The organism is Natrinema altunense (assembly GCF_000731985.1).
GTDB lineage: Archaea > Halobacteriota > Halobacteria > Halobacteriales > Natrialbaceae > Natrinema > Natrinema altunense.
In genome coordinates this window covers 20,675-35,931 of sequence record NZ_JNCS01000013.1, presented here as the reverse complement: position 1 = coordinate 35,931, position 15,257 = coordinate 20,675, and the positions used below count along the sequence as shown (strand labels likewise).

Genomic DNA, 15,257 nt, shown 5'->3' with positions numbered 1-15,257 from the left:
ATTGCTCAGTAGACCTACGTCACGGCGATAGCGCTACGTTCGGCGGTCAGGTGCACGTCCAGTCGATGTGGACGGTCTCGACAACGAATACGGAACCAGGACGGGAGAGGGCGATGGTCGACCCGAAGTCCGGCGGTCGTGTGTGTAAACGAGGGGGAGCCGAGGGACGATCTCCTAGCTCTGCGCGGGGATTTCGGTGTCGGCCTCGGCGTGTTCGTACTTGTCCTCGAACTCCTGGATGAGTTGTCCCATCTTCGCGTACCAGTCGTTGAGCATCCGCTGCATGTCGTTCGCGATCTGGGTCGGATCCGTCGGGTAGTAGACGTGGTAGTAGCCGCCCTGATCGTAGTTGATCTGCTCTTTCTGGATGAACCCGCTCTGGAGCAGTCGCTGAATCGATCGGTACGCGGTCGAGCGCTCGCGGTCGACCCGCTCGGCGACTTCGTCGATCGTCAGTGCGTCCTCGCTGTCGACCAGCACGCGGAAACACTCCTTGTCGAGTTGCTTGAGTCCGTGGATGCACTCCAGGAGTCCCTCGCATTCCATGTCCTGTTGCAGTTGTTCCGCCATCGAGTTGGCCATGTTACTATCTCGAGGTAGGGACCGCGGCGGTATAAGGGTTGTGTGGATATTGTACAATGTCGATGAGCCGAGGCCGGAACGGGGTGAGCGGCGTCGCCGGTGTCAGTCCGCGGCCGTCGCGGACGCGTTCGACCGCGCTCGCATCGTCGTGATCGTGTTGTAGATCACGGCCCCGCTGACCATGAACGCTGAGAGCATGATCAGGACGAACCCGATCGTGTCGAGTACGGGCACGCCGAGGTAGCCGGCCGACTGCTGGAAGGCGACGGCGACCGAGCCACCCAGGAGCATCAGCCCGAAGTAGATCTTGATGTCGTCCTCGTTGACGACGCTGGTCGCTGCCGAGCCGATACGGGCACCGAGTGCGCTCCCGGCCAGCAGCGGGACGACGATCGAGAGATCGACGCCGCCGTTGAGTCCGTAGGTGTACGCACCGAACCCACCCGAGATGACGATCTCGAACAGGTCGGTCCCGACCGCGATCGGCACCGGGACGCCGATCAGGTAGAACAGGGCGGGCATGCGGATGAAGCCGCCGCCGACGCCGAGGAACCCCGAGAGGAGCCCCGTGGCGAACGCGACGCCGAGGATCATCCACAGCGACACCTGAATGCCCCCGGAGAGGGTCATCATCGGCGGGACCCGGTAGGACTGGATCCGCTTTGCGATGTCCGGGATGTCGTCCGGATCGATGTCCTGGTTTGCGGCCTCGTGGTGGCCTCCGCCGCTGTCGTCGGCCCCGTCGGACCGCAACGCGTTGTAGCTGACGAACACCCCGATACCGCCCAGCAGAAAGACGTATGTGACGCCGATGACGCCGCCTGCGAGCCCGAGTTCTTCGAGGGAGTACACGAGGTGACTGCCGACTTCGATACCCGCGGTCGTTCCGACGACCATCAGGCCGCCGAGTTTGTAGTCGACCTGCCCGAGGTCGCGGTGTTTCAGCGTCGCGATCACGGCCGTCCCGAAGACGAAGGCCATACCGCTCCCGACGGCGACGCGGGTGGGGTACCCCATCACGAGTAACGCGGGCGTGACGAGGAACGACCCACCCATGCCGAAGAAGCCGAACAACACCCCGACCATGAAGCCGAAGCTCACGAACAACGCGAGCATCGTCAGCGCGAGTCCGAAGAACTCCATCTATGTGTGAGTGATCCGCTCGACGAGTGGTTTTGCGACCTGCTCTACGGCGCCGTACCCCACGTAGAGTGCGACCGCCTCGAGGAGGACGGCGCCGACGAGTGCGCCTGCCTGTACCGCCGGTGAATACGCTGCGAGGTCGATCATCGGGATCGACCTCCGCCGTGCAGTTGTGTTCGAGTCATGGATTTCTGTTCAGTATCGTCTATCCGGAGGATAGCTATAACGCTTTTGGGGATATTGAACAATATTACTGTCGTCTATCTCACGGCTATCCAACGGGAATATTCGAATACGTTATACCGATACAGAGGGGGCTCGGCTATCGGGCGCTACCTCTGGCGCGCGGCTGGAACGAATGGATTGCACTCTTGCCACGACATACCAGGGGCGATATAACTATCGCACCGACCGTCGTCCTCGTTGAACGGCTCACCCGCAACCGATAATTCGATGTTAGTATTGACTCACCCAAACAACATTATGGTGTCGCGTCCTCCGTTCGGTATGAAAGCGATCTGTGCGACCGATCTCTCCGCCGCCAGCGAGGCGACGATCGAGAACGAGACCTGCCTCGAGTGTCTCGGGCGAATCGGCGTCGCGGAGATCCATCTCGTGACCGTGATCCCGTCGAACGTACACGCCGGCATGCCCGGCATCGACTTCGAGGAACGTCGCGAGCAGGCGCTGGCTCGCTACAAGCGCGTCATCGAAAACGCCGGCTTCGACGCCGAGGCACACGTCGTCCGCGGCACGCCGCATCGACGGATCAACGGTATCGCCGACACGATCGGTGCCGGCCTCACGGTCGTCGGCTCGCGCGGGAAGAGCCCGCTCGAGAACCGCGTCATCGGCTCGACCGCGCGTAACCTCGCGCGGACGACCGTGACGCCGCTGCTCGTCAATCGGATCGAACGCGAGGTCGATGAGCCAGATGTCGTCCGGGAACACCTGTTCCAGCGGATGCTATATGCGACGGACTTCTCCGAGAACGCCGACCGGGCGTTCGCGGCGTTCTCATACCTGCGCCACGCCACCCAGGAGGCGACGCTCGTCCACGTCGAGACGCCGACGGATCCAGGGCTCCCCGAGGAAGACGAGGACCCGAAAGCGCGACTCGAAGAGCTGGCCTCCCAGCTCGAGGACTGGGCGATCGAGACGCGAACCGCGGTCCGGCAGGGCGATCCCGCCGCCGAGATACTCGCCGCGGAAGCCGAGTACGAGCCGACCACGATCCTGCTCGGCTCGCGCGGGCACAGCCGACTTCGACGATTGTTGCTCGGGAGCGTCTCCGAAGACATCGTCGCACGGGCGGACGGCAACGTCATGCTCGTCCCACCGGACCGAATGGCCTGACACTGACGGCGACCGGACTCAGCCGACGTGTTGCAGGCCCGAATCGGCCGGATCAGTGGTCGTCACGTGTTCGTCTGCGAACCAATGTGCGATCGTACTCTCAGCACGGTGGAGCACGTCGCTACACGTCGACTTGGTTACTCCGAGCGTCGACGCGACGTCCGTCAGCGTCGCTTCGCGGGGAACGTCGTAGTACCCCGCGTCGAGCGCAGTCAGGAATACCTCGAGTTGCCGATCAGTCACGGGAGTCTCCTCACGCCTCGCGTCGACGGCGTGGACGGACTCGATGTGGTATTCGATCCCGTGTTCATCGAACGTGTCGCCGAGCGTTGAGAGCCGGTCCGCGCTCGTCGTCAGTTCCCAGGTCACCACGCCGTCGTCGACCGTGAACGGCGTCTCCATCGGAACGCCGGCCTGCTGCATGGGAACGAGCAGCGCCGCGTTCGCCGTCTCGACCTGCAGGAGCGCCGTCTCGTCGTGTTTCCAGAGTAACTCGAGATCCCGGATATCGGACCGGTCGTCGATCGCGGCAAGTATCGGGACCGGATTCGGTGCTGTCAGTTCGATGATGCCGATCGCGACGTCCGATCCCGGCAGCACCGAGGTAACTCGAAACGTGGTGTCGGGATAGGCGGTCGAGACCTCGTAGATCCAGAGCGGTTCGGGGAGGTGAACGGTGAGTTTCGCCCGTGGCATCGGTATCGATAGATGGCGATCGAACACCGTAGCAAGAACTTCGAACATGTTCGAACTATACCCCGATGTTCGCGATAACCGATACACGGCGGCCGAGCGAACGAACGTGTATGGCCGATACGAATCCAGGTGACTCACGTCCGAACGACTCCGAGCGGCGATCCGCTCGGGCCGACATCGAACGGCAGTCCGCTCGCCGATCGATGGACGGGCCGCCGCTCTCGATGACGCCGTTTCACGTCGCCGGCATCGGCTTCCTGTTCGTCGGCTTCGCGCTCGCCTGCTACCAGGGCCTCCAGGGGTTGGAACTCGTCCCGCAGGTGTCGTGGATCACGTGGACGCACATCCACTTCGTCACGATCGGTGCGTTCACACAGTTGCTCTTTGGCACACTGCCACAGCTGACGGCGTGGAAACTCGAGCGCCCGGGGCCGTCGGCGCGGGCGTTCGGAGCCGTCTTCCTCGGACTGAACGGCGCTTTGCTGCTCGCCTGGTACGGGCGCGCCTACGGCGAGCCGCTCTTGTTCGACGTCGGTCTCGGGACGATCTGGCTGCTCACGGGTTGGCTGTTCGCCGTCGTTCTCGTGATGGCGATCAGAAGCGACAGCGGGCGAGCGCGCGACCCGACCGTCGGCTTCTCCCTCCTCTCGCCGTTCGTCTACCTGGTCGGGCTCACGCTCGCCTTCGGCCTGTACAGCCACGGCTGGGACGTCCCCGGCGGCTGGTACGGACTCCGGGAAGCACACGTCCACGCCAACGCGTGGGGCTTTCTGGGCCTCGCGGCGATCGGCACGCTGTACGATCTCGTTCCGCGGCTCGTGGACGCGGAGCTGTACAGCGACCGCCTGAAACGCTACTCGTTCCCGCTGTTCACGCTCGGTATCGTCCCGCTCGTCGTCGGACCGGTCCTCGGCATGGGAACGACGGTGACTGCGACCGGACTGGCCCTGTACGCCGCCGGCTACGTCCTGTACGTCTACACGCTCGCCCGGACCTACCGGGCTGGCACGTCGAACGGGACGGCGCTCTCGATACTCGTCGCCCAGCTGTGGATCCTCGGCCCGGCGAGCTTCGCGCCGTTCATCCTGTTTGGCGTCCCGCTGGGCATCCCCGACCCGTGGATCGAGACCGGCGCGTTGCACTTCTTCTTCCTCGGCTGGGCGCTGCCGGTCGCGCTCGCGGGTTCGTTGCTCGTCGCCCGCTCGCTCAAGTGGGCTCCCGGAACCGACGGCGGCGACGCAGGCGACGATCGGGCCGCGGGACTCGTTCCCACCACGGATCTCCCGTCGCCTCTCGGCCCGCGGTCAGTCCTCGCCTGGAACCTCGCGGTGCTCGCCGTCGGGATCGGCTTCTTCTATCAGGACCAGTCGTGGTCGGTGCTACTGCACGGTCCGGGATACGCCGTTGTGCTCTCGATCTGGGGGTACTATCTGGTCACGATCGTCGATCGACGGTGGTCGGTACGCGCGTCGAAGCGTGTTTCGTAGCCGCCATTCGGTGCCCGCTCGAGCTACTCGGACTCCCTGCGAGTCGGTTCCGATCCGTCGAATTCCATCCTCGCGTTCCTCCTGGGTGTGGCGAGGGGTTCCCTGTCGTCACCGGTCGGTCGAATCCGACGCTCGGGAGTGGCTGTCGACGGAACTGGCGTGGACGGATGATCGATTCCCGGCGATCGGTATCCCCCACACCGTTCAAGACTCCGGCGATCGAAGGACGACGTATGGCAACCGATGAGTCACTGATTCGGACACTGGTGGTCGTTATCGCCGTGATCCTCCTGCTGCCGGTTCTCATGATGGTGCTCGTGATGCCCATGATGGGCGTCTGGGGCGGCGGTCACATGTGGCGGGGCGGGATGTGGGGCGGCACCGGAGCTACGTGGATGTGGCTGCTCATGTCGATCGTGCCGTTACTGGTGCTGCTCGGCCTCGGATATCTCCTGTACCGCGCCGTTCGCGGAGCCAGCGGCCGACGGACTGACCCCGCCCTCGAGGAACTGCGAACCGCCTACGCTCGCGGTGACCTCACCGACGAGGAGTTCGAAAACCGGCGTGAACGCCTGCAGCGGGAGGAGAAGCGGTAGGCGTGGTCCACCGCCCGTGAGCATCGTCACTCGGCACTCACTCGATCGCGCTCCCGTTTTGCGAGGCTCGGAGCCATGCTTTGACGAGTTCGTTTACGTTGTGGAAGACGACACCGACGGTGAGCAGGGTCGTCGCTAGGTAGATCACGAACCCGGGCGGGCCGCCGACCGTCGCACCGAGGAGGCCGCCGGTGATGCCGACGATCGTGAGTTCCAGCCACGTCACCAGGATTCGGGAACCCAGTCGCGGCGGCGACGGCTCGGTCCCCGACCCGCTCGTCGCTCGAGCGTCGTTGCGAGCGGCGGCGTCACCGTCGCTGCCCGTCGGGAACCCCTCGGTGTCACCGTCGTCGATGGCCGGCCGCTCGCCGCGATCGTCGTCGGAGCCCATTAGTACGACTCACCTGCCTCGATCGGGCCGCTGAACGCGGAGTAGAGGACCACGAAGTAGACGAACACGAGCGGAAGCAGGATCGCCGCCCCGATCGACATGAGGTTGAGCGGCAGCGTCGAGACGATGGCCGTCTCGACCGTCAGCCCGCCGGCGCGGTCGATGATCGGATACATCAGACCCGCGACGATACCGACCAGCGCGAAGACGAGGCCCGCGACGGCACCGAACGCCACGTAGTAGCGGTCGGCCCACGTTGCCGCGGCGTACACCCCGGCGAGGACGAGCGTGGCGAGGACGAGCGCGGCGACCGGCGCGGAGAACAGGGCCGATCGCAGGGCGGGGGCCGCTCCGTAGACGTATCCCAGCGTCACCACGATCAGGAGGAGATACGCCACGAGCGCGCGGTAGCCGTCCGTCCGGAGACCCTCGCGAAGGTCGCCGCGCGTCTTCAGTCGCAGGAACGCCACGCCATCGACGATGGTCAGCGCGACGACGGCTAGGCCGACGACGACTCCCGGGAGCGTGACGATCGTCGTCGCGCCGAGCAGCCAGTTCGCGGTGAACAGCCCGAGAAAGAACGGTGCCGTGAGGCTGCCGACGACGAACGCGCGCCCCCACCACCGTTGCCACGCCTCGTCGTGGCGCTGTTCGTACATCTCGGGGGCGAGCCCACGAAGAATGAGCGCACCCAGGATCGCGAACAGCAGCAGGTAGTGGCGACTGAACAGGTTGGCGTAGACGGCCGGGAACGCCGCGAACATGGCACCGCCGAAGACGACGAGCCACACCTCGTTGCCGTCCCAGAACGGCCCGATCGCGGACAGTAACTGCTCGCGTTCGTCGGTGTCCTCGCGCGTCGCGAACAGTACGCCGACCCCGAAGTCGAAGCCATCGAGGAACAGGAACGTCGCGAAGATGAAGAACAACAGTCCGAACCAGAGGTCCGCGAGGGGGAGCCCGAACAGGGGGTCGGTCGCGAGCGAGGCCAGGTCAGTCATCGGCCTGCACCTCCGACGCGGGCGTCCCCGTCCCGTCCAGTTCGGGACCGTCCACCTTCGGCGGGCCGGCACGGACGATTCGGACGACGACGTACGCATAGAGCGCGAGCAGTCCGAGGTAGACGACGGCGAACCCGGCAAGCGTCGTCGTCGCTTCGACAGCCGTCAGTCCCGTCGAGACGCCCTCGCTCGTTCGCAAGACGTCCTGGATGAGCCACGGCTGGCGACCGACTTCGGTGACGACCCAGCCGAGTTCGACCGCGAGAAGTCCCAGCGGCGTCGAGATCATCAGGGCCTTCTGGAGGAGGTCGTCCTCGAGGAGTTCGCCCCGCCACCAGCGGTAGCCGCCCCAGACGGCGAGCAGGACGAACCAGAAGCCGAGCGCGACCATGATCCGGAACGCCCAGAAGACGATCGCGACGGGCGGCTGTGGGCCACTGAACTCCTCGAGTCCCTGGATGGTCGCCTGCGGATCGCCGCCGCTGGCGAGCCACGACGCCCCGCCGGGGATGCCGATGCCGAAGATGTCCTTGGCCCGCGGATCGAAGAGGTCCTGGATGCTCGTCGGGAACGCGACGATGTACTCGGGGACGTAGGAGTCGGTCTCCCAGACCGCTTCCATCGCGGCGAACTTCTGTGGCTGCGTTTCGACGACGTGTCGCGCGTACAGGTCGCCGTGGAGCACCTGCAACGGCGCGGTGATGAGTAGCGCGAGGAGGCCGAACTTGAGCGTCGTCTCCCAGAAGCCGATGCGCTCGACCGGATACCCCCAGACGTGGTGTCTGAAGACGAAGTACGCGCCGAGGCCGGCCATGAACAGCGCGACGGACTCGACGGCGGCGTTTTGCATGTGAACGAACATCCAGGGAAACCGCGGGTTCGCGTAGGCGGCCACGGGATCGACCAACTGCACGATCGTCTGGCCGTTCTCCGTGGCCAGTTCGTAGCCCCGCGGGGTTTGCATCCACGAGTTGGCGATCAGGATCCAGAGCGCCGAGAGCCACGTTCCGAGCCCGACGGCGATCGCCGAACACATGTACAGCACGTTTCCGACGCGCTCGCGGCCGAAGACGAAGATCCCGAGAAACGTCGCCTCCAGCATGAACGCCATCATCCCCTCGAGCGCGAGCGGGCCGCCGAACAGTTCGCCGGCGGTCGTGGAAAACGCCGCGAAGTTGGTCCCGAACTCGAACTCGAGGACGATCCCGGTCACGGTGCCGACGACGAAGCTGACGGCGAAGATCCGCGTCCAGAACCTGCGTAACTGCTCGTAAATCGGTTGCCCGGTACGGATGTCTTTCCACGTGAAGTAGACGAGGAAGGGTGCAAGCCCCATGCTCATCACGGGAAAGACGATGTGGACGATGGTGGTAAGCGCGAACTGTAGCCTGCTTGCGAAGACCGGGTCGATCATGGTGTGTCGTGGGGAATGCTGGAACCGCGATTCGTCAACCGGTGCTTTTCGATCCGAACGAGTCGCCCTATTCGTGTCTGAGAGACGGGAAAGCGGTAATATTTGTGGTCGGAGCGTCGAAAGCGACGCTGGTCTCGAGGTGAAGGGGCCGCGGTTCGAACCCACCCGGAACAGGCCGGTGTCTCGGCCGTCGCTACGGGCCGACGAGACACATCGAACCGTAGCCCAGCCCGAACGCGAGCACGAGCGAGCCGATCCAGGCGGCGACGGTGAGCCCCAGTTTGCGGGGGCTGACGCCGGCCCCGCCGGCGACCGCGAGCCCGCTGCCGACGATGGCGCTCACGACGATCTCGTTGAACGAGACCGGTACCCCGAGCAGGACCGCGGTCTGGGCGATGAGAAACGAGGGGACGAGCGTCGCGATCGAACGGCGCGGGCCCAGCGACGCGTACTCCTGTGAGATCGACTTGATCATCCGCGGTGCGCTCGTCCAGGAACCGACGAGCATCCCGACGCCCCCGCCGAGCAACACCGCGATCGGTGACACCATCGGCGTGTCCGCGAGCAGCGGGAACAGCGGCCCGACGGCTAGTCCGACCTGGCTCGCGCCCGCCGAGAACGCCACGAGCGCGCCGAGCGAGAGCAGGAACCGGCGCAGGCCGTCGGCCTGATCGCGGCCGATATCCCAGCGGACGGCGGCCGCGATCACGACGCCGATTCCGAGCGAGATCGCGGCCGTTACGGCAGTCCCATCCGCCGAGACCGCAGCGGTCCCGGCGGCGGCGAGCGTTCCACCGACCGACGAGAGGAAGGCGAACTCGAGGTTCGCGACGACGGTGCCGACGACCCCGGCGAGGAGCGGCACGCTGACGGCCTCGGGCACGTCCGGCCGCGGGAGGACGCTGGCGATCCCGTAGGCGATCCCCCCGCCGACGAACGGCGTGAGGACCCACACCGCGCCGATTTCGGCGTACTTCCCCCAGGCCGGATCGCCGCCGAGCGCGACGCCGACGCCGATGACCGAGCCGGTCACGGTAAACGCGGTCGCGATCGGATAGCCGGTGGCGATGCCGATCGCCATCAGCCCGGCACCGATCAGCAGGACGACGATGACGCCGCCGACCGGGAGCGTGACTCCCTCGACGAGACCGGTGCCGACGGTTTCCGAGACGCTTGCGCCCTGCGTTACCGCCCCGGCGAAGCCGAGGATGCCGACGAGAAACGCCGCGCGCATCGTCGGAATCGCGTTCGCGCCGACGGCCGGCGCGAAGGGCGTCGCACCGCTCGAGCCGGCACCGATCACCCAGGCCATGAACAGGCTCGCGACGGCCGCGGTGGCGAACAGCAGTATCGTTGTGAGCTCCATTCGTATCTGTAAGCCGTGTTTCGGTTCTCGAGACTCGAGGGGCGTCAGTCGGCATCCGACGGGACGATATCGGTCGTGGCGCGCGTGCTCCGCCAGACACCCTGTAGGTAGGCACCGACGAACATGCCGGCGAGCGCCCACAGGATGGAGACGTTACCGACGCCGAGGCTGGCGTAGGCCGCGCCGGGGCAGATCCCCGAGAGGCCCCAGCCGATGCCGAAGATCGCGCCGCCGATCAGGACGTTCCGATCGAACGGCTTCAGCCGGCGTTCGTACCGGTCGCCAGTTAGCGGCGCGCTGTCCCGGAGTCGGGGCATCACGGCGAAGGCGATTCCGGAGACGATCGCCGCGCCGAACATGACGAACAGCAGTCCGATGTCCTCGAACTGCAGGAACTGCAGCACGACCTCCGGGCGCGCCATCTGGCTGAACCCGAGCCCGAACCCGAACAGCAGGCCGCCGACGAGGATCAGCGGCATGAACAGGGGATGGCGGTCCGCCATTACGGACTCACCCCCAGTGCCGCGACGATCTGTGCGGTCGCGATCGCGACCGTCAAGAACGTCATCACGCCGACGATCGAGGTCTTCGACGCCGAGCCGACGCCGCAGACCCCGTGGCCCGACGTACACCCTTTGCCGATTCGGGTCCCGATCCCGACGAAGAGGCCGCCGACCAGCAGCCGCCAGGCCTGCACGTCGGTCGCCCAGAGCGTCACGCCGCCGACCTCGTATCGCTCGCCGGTCGTTCCGGCTTCGTAGAGCGAGGTCGTGATCACTCCGGACTGGACCGTCGCCGCGAACGCCAGCCCGCCCAGGATGATCCCGAGCGTGAACACGACGCGCCAGTCCCGGGACGCGACGTACCGTTGGAACCGCGACTGCCCGGAGACGTACGACAGCGTCGACTCGAGGAACGTGCTCGCCCCGGCCGGAATGCCGGTTCCGACGTAGATGACGACCGTGCCGAGACCGACGAGCATCCCGCCGACGGCGTAGCGACTGATCCCGTTGGGGAACAGCTCGGCGGTCAGCTGGAGTGGGACTGGATCAGCTACCATTGGGGTTAGTCACCGGCGAGCGACTCCTGGCTCGCGGCACAGTTGTTCGGGCCGAGTTCGAGTTCGAACGCCTCCTCGTCGCCGGCCGCCTGCTGACCGAGGTTCGTCGGGATGATGTCCTCGTAGTTGGCCGGTCGAGGCGGCATATCCGAGAGGATCAGCTCGACGAACGCGTCTTCGTCCATCGTCAGCGCGTCCATCTCCGCCTCGAGTTGCCCGATCGGTGCGGTGTAGGTCCCGTCTTCGGCGGGCTCGGCGGCGTCGCTGACGTGTGCGCCGCCGATCAGCGTGTCGTCGGGCAGGGGCAGCACGCGCTCCTGGAGCGACTCGTAGAGCTGTGCGGCCGCCTCGGGAGCGCCGTCGTCGCCTTCCTCCAAGTCGGGGCGGGCGACGCTCTCGACGAACAGCCCGTCACCGGTCGCGAGCAGCGAGCCATCGAGCAGGTACGCTGTCATGCCGGAGGTGTGGCCGGGCGTGGAGACGGTCTCGATCGTCGCCGACCCGACCTGGAACTCGTCGCCGTCCGCCGCGAGGGTCATCTCGTCGGCGTAGGTGACGCCGCGGTCGACCGACGCCTCGGGGACGACGCCCTCGACGCCGACGGCGTCGAGCGCGCGGACCCCGGAGATGTGGTCCGCGTGAATGTGCGTGTCGATCGCGTACTGCAGATCGGCACCGAGTTCGTCGGCGTCCTCGAGATACCGATCGGTGAACGCACGCAGCGGGTCGATCACGGCCGCGTCGCCGCCGTCGACGACGAGGTAGCCGAGACAGCCCGTTGCGGGGCGCTGGTACTGGTAGAGCGTTCCGTGCCCGTCGTAGCGCTCGACTTCGACGCGGTCGTAGACGCGCGCCCAGCCGTTCATCCCGTTCTCGAGGTGGTCGACGTCGTAGCCGCGCTCCGTCAACGTCCCGGCGACGTACTCGCTCGAGCCGCCCTTCGCACACACGACGGTAAGTTTGCGGTCGTCGGGAAGCCGTGCAAGAACGCCGTCGTCGATTTCGTCGTCCAGGAACTCGAAATACGGGATGTTGATGGAGTCGACGTTCCGGCCGTCGATTTTCCACTCGTCATACTCCGATTCCATACGGGTGTCGAGGAGCGCGATATCCGCTCCCGCGTCGATTCGGGTCCGCAACTCGTCGGGACTGACCGATTCGATCTCGGCGTCCGGCGTTGGAAAGTCCATGTCGTCCATGTTGTACAGTTCCCGATATCGGCTCCTCGCACTTAAGGGTTTGCGTAGTATTTTCTATACCCCACAATATAGTGACCCCTCTCTAGAGATAAAACGTCTATAGGGGGTGTACTGAGCCATTTAAGACAGGTACTGCCTACCCATCGGATATGGATGTTTGCATATTGTACAATAACCGGCACTCTTTTATGCGTAGCGGCTATATTGTGTAATAGCTCCAATACGGAGCACAGACAAAACCCATGAGTTCGGAATATCAGACCACGGACACGCTGGACGTGACAGGACAATCCTGTCCGATGCCCGTCGTGAAGACCAAACAAGCGATCGACGACCTCGAGGCCGGCGACGTGCTCGAGGTCGTCGCGACGGACTCGGGCAGCATGAGCGACATTCAGGGATGGGCCGACGGTACCGACGGTGTCGCCCTCCTCGAGCAGGTCGCGGACGACGACCGGTACATCCACTACGTGGAGAAGACGGCAGAATGAGCACGGAGCACTCGCCGCCGCCGACCGACGACGCGGAGCGCGCGTTCGACCCCGCCGAGTTACAGGCGCTGCGCGAGCGCGTCGCGGAACTCGAGGAAACGGTCGCCGATGATGGCGACGGGACGAAGATGACCATCGTCGCCACTCAGGGCAGTTTCGATATGGCGTACCCGCCGTTGATCCTGGCGAGCACGGCCGCCGCCTTCGGCTGGGACGTCGTCGTCTTCCACACGTTCTGGGGCCTCGACATCCTCCACGAGGAGAAGTCGGCGGACCTCAAACTGAGCGCCGTCGGTAACCCGAACATGCCGGTCCCAAACGCCATTGCCGCGCTTCCCGGGATGGACACGGTGGCCACGAAACTGATGCAAAAGCGGATCGACGACAACGGGACCGCCACCATCAAGGAACTGATCGATCTCTCGCTCGAGAGCGGCGTCGATTTGCAGGCCTGCCAGATGACGATCGAGTTGATGGACTACGACGAGGACGACTTCTACGACGGCGTCACGACCGGTGTCGGCGCGGCCACTGCGTTACAACATATGGCCGACTCCGACATTCAACTCCTCGTCTAGACCGCGACCCGTCCACTCGGGACGCGTCAGGACCGTTCGGTTTCACTTACGGTGTTGCGATATCGGTCTCGTGAGAGCCGTCATCCGGTGGCGCTATCTGGTTTCGAATTTGGAATTTGCTCCGTCAGATGACATCGTGTGTCAATCATGATCTATAATTCCCCCTTTGCATTCTGAAACAATTTATCAGGTAGATATTTAACACATGAATTTCCAACCACTGCCGTATGGCAGTTCAGAGCGACATGACGTTGCTTTATATCGTGGCTGGATATCTGGCCGTGATGCTCGGCGTCGGTGCCTGGGCGTACGGCGAAACGGAGACGGCTGAGGACTTCATGGTCGCCGGTCGAAGCCTCGGCGCGGTCGTCATCGCCGGGACGCTACTGGCGACGTGGATGGGGTCCGGGACGGTGACCGGCGGCGCGAACTCGATCGCGTACGACAACGGCTTGATCCCCGCGATCCTTATGGGGACGGCTTCTCTCATCGGTATCGGCGTTTTGAAGGCACTTGCACCCCGTATCAGGCGGTTCGACAAGCTCACGGTCCCCGAAATGATCGGTGAAGAACTGGGCGACGAAGGGCGGATCATCAGCCTGCTCGTGATCGCGTTCGCGTACGTCGGGATCGTCTCCTACCAATTCATCGGTATCGGGTTCGTGTTGAACGTGACGACCGGGCTCTCGGTCACGCACGGAACGCTCCTCGGAACGGCCCTCATCATCGCACTCGCGGCGATGGGCGGTCTCATGTCGGTCGCATACACGGACGCGATCAGCGCGTTCCTGATGCTCGTGGGCCTCGTCATCGCGGTCCCGTTCGTGTTCTTCGAGGCCGGCGGCTGGTCGGGCATCACCGCGGACGTCCCCGCAACCCACCTCGATACGTTCGGTAACCTGTCGTTCCTCGAGTTTTTCGCGCTCTGGGCGCCGCCGCTCCTGTTGATCCTCGCCGACCAGAACATGTACCAGCGGATCATCGCCGGCGAAACCGACGACGGAACGAACGCGGGACTGATCGCCTGGTTCGTCGGCGCGATCGCGACGATGACGCTGGTCCCCCTGATCGCGTTCGCCTCGCGGGCGATGTTTCCCGAACTCGACCCGGGAATGGCCCTGATCGCGACGACGACCACGCTCCCGACGTGGGTCGGCGGTATCCTTCTCGCCGCCGCGACGGCGTTTATTATCACGACCGGGAGCTCGTACCTGCTGTCGGCCTGTACGAACCTTTCCCAGGACCTCTACAAAGGGTTCGTTAATCCCGACGCGCCGGACGAACGGATCTTCTGGCTGACGCGGATCCTCGTGGTCGTCCTCGGACTCTTCGCGTTCGTCCTCGGCCAGTACTTTCCGACCATTCTCGAGGTCCAGATGTACTCGTACACGGCGTACGGGGCCGCGATCACGCCGCCGCTGCTTTCGATCTTCCTGTTCCGGGATCGCCTGACGAAAATCGGCGGGCTCACCGGGATGGTCACCGGTGCCGTGCTCGCGGTTTCCTGGGACACGGTTCTCGGCAGCCCGTACGGATTGGACGCGGTGATCGTCGCAGCACCGATCGGGTGCGTACTCATCGTCCTCGTCAGTTACCTCACGAGCGCGCGGTCGTCGCCGTCGCCGACCCGGGCCTGAGCGTTTGCCGACGAACGCTTGGCCGTTTCATCTTGTGGTAGCGAGGAAACCCTGTGCTTTAGCACGGGGAGGAATCGCGTTCGTTCGTGTCCCGACTCGTCCTACAACGGCCCCTCGGTGTCCAACGATTTCGCGCCTTGGAGTAGCACCCCTTTCCAGGTGAGGCCGTGTGCGTCTTTGATTTCGCTCAGGCGGTCGTACTCGTCCTGATCCACTTCGATGTTCAGGTTGGGCATCTACACACATAGTTAGTTTTTCGT

The 15,257-nt window shown here is 64.8% G+C and carries 18 protein-coding genes; 6 read left to right on the top strand and 12 right to left on the bottom strand.

What is annotated here, in order from left to right:
* Nucleotides 1-174 precede the first annotated feature (174 nt).
* The 3 genes from ALTAJ2_RS16915 to ALTAJ2_RS19855 form a co-directional block, all read right to left on the bottom strand.
* Nucleotides 175-582, bottom strand: coding sequence for a helix-turn-helix domain-containing protein (locus tag ALTAJ2_RS16915; RefSeq protein ID WP_007107412.1), 408 nt, complete (start codon nt 580-582; stop codon nt 175-177).
* A 102-nt stretch (nt 583-684) separates the two neighbouring features.
* Nucleotides 685-1,725, bottom strand: a complete 1,041-nt coding sequence (locus ALTAJ2_RS16910; protein ID WP_007107413.1) for a sulfite exporter TauE/SafE family protein — start codon at nt 1,723-1,725, stop codon at nt 685-687.
* A complete protein-coding gene (locus ALTAJ2_RS19855; protein WP_007107414.1) occupies nt 1,726-1,872 on the bottom strand; it encodes a DUF7512 family protein in 147 nt (48 codons plus the stop codon).
* Between the two features lie 360 nt (nt 1,873-2,232).
* Here ALTAJ2_RS19855 and ALTAJ2_RS16905 point away from each other — a divergent pair, with 360 nt between their 5' ends.
* The gene (locus ALTAJ2_RS16905) at nt 2,233-3,081 is read left to right on the top strand and encodes a universal stress protein (RefSeq protein ID WP_007107415.1); all 849 of its coding nucleotides are present in this window, start codon (nt 2,233-2,235) and stop codon (nt 3,079-3,081) included.
* Nucleotides 3,082-3,099: 18 nt separating this feature from the next.
* Here ALTAJ2_RS16905 and ALTAJ2_RS16900 read toward each other — a convergent pair whose 3' ends face one another.
* Nucleotides 3,100-3,825, bottom strand: a complete 726-nt coding sequence (locus ALTAJ2_RS16900; RefSeq protein ID WP_007107416.1) for a helix-turn-helix domain-containing protein — start codon at nt 3,823-3,825, stop codon at nt 3,100-3,102.
* A gap of 17 nt (nt 3,826-3,842) precedes the next feature.
* Between ALTAJ2_RS16900 and ALTAJ2_RS16895 the strand changes: the two genes are divergently transcribed.
* Both ALTAJ2_RS16895 and ALTAJ2_RS16890 read left to right on the top strand, forming a co-directional pair.
* Nucleotides 3,843-5,264, top strand: a complete 1,422-nt coding sequence (locus ALTAJ2_RS16895; RefSeq protein WP_007107417.1) for a hypothetical protein — start codon at nt 3,843-3,845, stop codon at nt 5,262-5,264.
* 233 nt (nt 5,265-5,497) lie between these two features.
* Nucleotides 5,498-5,860: an SHOCT domain-containing protein gene (locus ALTAJ2_RS16890; RefSeq protein WP_007107418.1), complete on the top strand. Its 363-nt coding sequence runs from the start codon at nt 5,498-5,500 to the stop codon at nt 5,858-5,860.
* 37 nt (nt 5,861-5,897) lie between these two features.
* Here ALTAJ2_RS16890 and ALTAJ2_RS19955 read toward each other — a convergent pair whose 3' ends face one another.
* The 7 genes from ALTAJ2_RS19955 to ALTAJ2_RS16855 all read right to left on the bottom strand — a co-directional run bounded on the left by ALTAJ2_RS19955 (nt 5,898) and on the right by ALTAJ2_RS16855 (nt 12,291).
* Nucleotides 5,898-6,251 (bottom strand): hypothetical protein, encoded by a 354-nt coding sequence (locus tag ALTAJ2_RS19955; protein ID WP_007107419.1) that lies wholly within the window; start codon nt 6,249-6,251, stop codon nt 5,898-5,900.
* Nucleotides 6,251-7,252, bottom strand: a complete 1,002-nt coding sequence (gene cydB / locus ALTAJ2_RS16880; protein WP_007107420.1) for a cytochrome d ubiquinol oxidase subunit II — start codon at nt 7,250-7,252, stop codon at nt 6,251-6,253. Before cydB ends, ALTAJ2_RS19955 begins: the two co-directional genes overlap by 1 nt.
* Complete coding sequence (locus tag ALTAJ2_RS16875; protein WP_007107421.1) at nt 7,245-8,666, bottom strand: cytochrome ubiquinol oxidase subunit I; 1,422 nt, start codon at nt 8,664-8,666, stop codon at nt 7,245-7,247. The genes cydB and ALTAJ2_RS16875 overlap by 8 nt, the downstream gene beginning before the upstream one ends.
* A gap of 193 nt (nt 8,667-8,859) precedes the next feature.
* Nucleotides 8,860-10,032, bottom strand: coding sequence for an inorganic phosphate transporter (locus ALTAJ2_RS16870; RefSeq protein ID WP_007107422.1), 1,173 nt, complete (start codon nt 10,030-10,032; stop codon nt 8,860-8,862).
* A gap of 44 nt (nt 10,033-10,076) precedes the next feature.
* Nucleotides 10,077-10,535 (bottom strand): YeeE/YedE family protein, encoded by a 459-nt coding sequence (locus tag ALTAJ2_RS16865; protein ID WP_007107423.1) that lies wholly within the window; start codon nt 10,533-10,535, stop codon nt 10,077-10,079.
* Entirely contained in the window at nt 10,535-11,092 is a 558-nt protein-coding gene (locus ALTAJ2_RS16860; RefSeq protein ID WP_007107424.1) for a YeeE/YedE family protein, read from the bottom strand. Before ALTAJ2_RS16860 ends, ALTAJ2_RS16865 begins: the two co-directional genes overlap by 1 nt.
* A gap of 5 nt (nt 11,093-11,097) precedes the next feature.
* Complete coding sequence (locus ALTAJ2_RS16855; protein ID WP_007107425.1) at nt 11,098-12,291, bottom strand: MBL fold metallo-hydrolase; 1,194 nt, start codon at nt 12,289-12,291, stop codon at nt 11,098-11,100.
* 242 nt (nt 12,292-12,533) lie between these two features.
* Between ALTAJ2_RS16855 and ALTAJ2_RS16850 the strand changes: the two genes are divergently transcribed.
* The 3 genes from ALTAJ2_RS16850 to ALTAJ2_RS16840 all read left to right on the top strand — a co-directional run bounded on the left by ALTAJ2_RS16850 (nt 12,534) and on the right by ALTAJ2_RS16840 (nt 14,997).
* Nucleotides 12,534-12,782 (top strand): sulfurtransferase TusA family protein, encoded by a 249-nt coding sequence (locus tag ALTAJ2_RS16850; protein WP_007107426.1) that lies wholly within the window; start codon nt 12,534-12,536, stop codon nt 12,780-12,782.
* Entirely contained in the window at nt 12,779-13,360 is a 582-nt protein-coding gene (locus ALTAJ2_RS16845; RefSeq protein ID WP_007107427.1) for a DsrE/DsrF/DrsH-like family protein, read from the top strand. The genes ALTAJ2_RS16850 and ALTAJ2_RS16845 overlap by 4 nt, the downstream gene beginning before the upstream one ends.
* A gap of 227 nt (nt 13,361-13,587) precedes the next feature.
* Nucleotides 13,588-14,997: a sodium:solute symporter family protein gene (locus ALTAJ2_RS16840; protein ID WP_007107428.1), complete on the top strand. Its 1,410-nt coding sequence runs from the start codon at nt 13,588-13,590 to the stop codon at nt 14,995-14,997.
* A 101-nt stretch (nt 14,998-15,098) separates the two neighbouring features.
* Here ALTAJ2_RS16840 and ALTAJ2_RS20335 read toward each other — a convergent pair whose 3' ends face one another.
* Nucleotides 15,099-15,233 (bottom strand): hypothetical protein, encoded by a 135-nt coding sequence (locus ALTAJ2_RS20335; protein ID WP_006088820.1) that lies wholly within the window; start codon nt 15,231-15,233, stop codon nt 15,099-15,101.
* Nucleotides 15,234-15,257: the final 24 nt, after the last annotated feature.

Coding starts and splice junctions, on each gene's coding strand:
- ALTAJ2_RS16915 (WP_007107412.1), bottom strand. CDS start 582: ATGGCCAACTCGATGGCGGAACAACTGCAACAGGACATGGAATGCGAG.
- ALTAJ2_RS16910 (WP_007107413.1), bottom strand. CDS start 1,725: ATGGAGTTCTTCGGACTCGCGCTGACGATGCTCGCGTTGTTCGTGAGC.
- ALTAJ2_RS19855 (WP_007107414.1), bottom strand. CDS start 1,872: ATGATCGACCTCGCAGCGTATTCACCGGCGGTACAGGCAGGCGCACTC.
- ALTAJ2_RS16905 (WP_007107415.1), top strand. CDS start 2,233: ATGAAAGCGATCTGTGCGACCGATCTCTCCGCCGCCAGCGAGGCGACG.
- ALTAJ2_RS16900 (WP_007107416.1), bottom strand. CDS start 3,825: ATGTTCGAAGTTCTTGCTACGGTGTTCGATCGCCATCTATCGATACCG.
- ALTAJ2_RS16895 (WP_007107417.1), top strand. CDS start 3,843: ATGTTCGCGATAACCGATACACGGCGGCCGAGCGAACGAACGTGTATG.
- ALTAJ2_RS16890 (WP_007107418.1), top strand. CDS start 5,498: ATGGCAACCGATGAGTCACTGATTCGGACACTGGTGGTCGTTATCGCC.
- ALTAJ2_RS19955 (WP_007107419.1), bottom strand. CDS start 6,251: ATGGGCTCCGACGACGATCGCGGCGAGCGGCCGGCCATCGACGACGGT.
- cydB (WP_007107420.1), bottom strand. CDS start 7,252: ATGACTGACCTGGCCTCGCTCGCGACCGACCCCCTGTTCGGGCTCCCC.
- ALTAJ2_RS16875 (WP_007107421.1), bottom strand. CDS start 8,666: ATGATCGACCCGGTCTTCGCAAGCAGGCTACAGTTCGCGCTTACCACC.
- ALTAJ2_RS16870 (WP_007107422.1), bottom strand. CDS start 10,032: ATGGAGCTCACAACGATACTGCTGTTCGCCACCGCGGCCGTCGCGAGC.
- ALTAJ2_RS16865 (WP_007107423.1), bottom strand. CDS start 10,535: ATGGCGGACCGCCATCCCCTGTTCATGCCGCTGATCCTCGTCGGCGGC.
- ALTAJ2_RS16860 (WP_007107424.1), bottom strand. CDS start 11,092: ATGGTAGCTGATCCAGTCCCACTCCAGCTGACCGCCGAGCTGTTCCCC.
- ALTAJ2_RS16855 (WP_007107425.1), bottom strand. CDS start 12,291: ATGGACGACATGGACTTTCCAACGCCGGACGCCGAGATCGAATCGGTC.
- ALTAJ2_RS16850 (WP_007107426.1), top strand. CDS start 12,534: ATGAGTTCGGAATATCAGACCACGGACACGCTGGACGTGACAGGACAA.
- ALTAJ2_RS16845 (WP_007107427.1), top strand. CDS start 12,779: ATGAGCACGGAGCACTCGCCGCCGCCGACCGACGACGCGGAGCGCGCG.
- ALTAJ2_RS16840 (WP_007107428.1), top strand. CDS start 13,588: ATGGCAGTTCAGAGCGACATGACGTTGCTTTATATCGTGGCTGGATAT.
- ALTAJ2_RS20335 (WP_006088820.1), bottom strand. CDS start 15,233: ATGCCCAACCTGAACATCGAAGTGGATCAGGACGAGTACGACCGCCTG.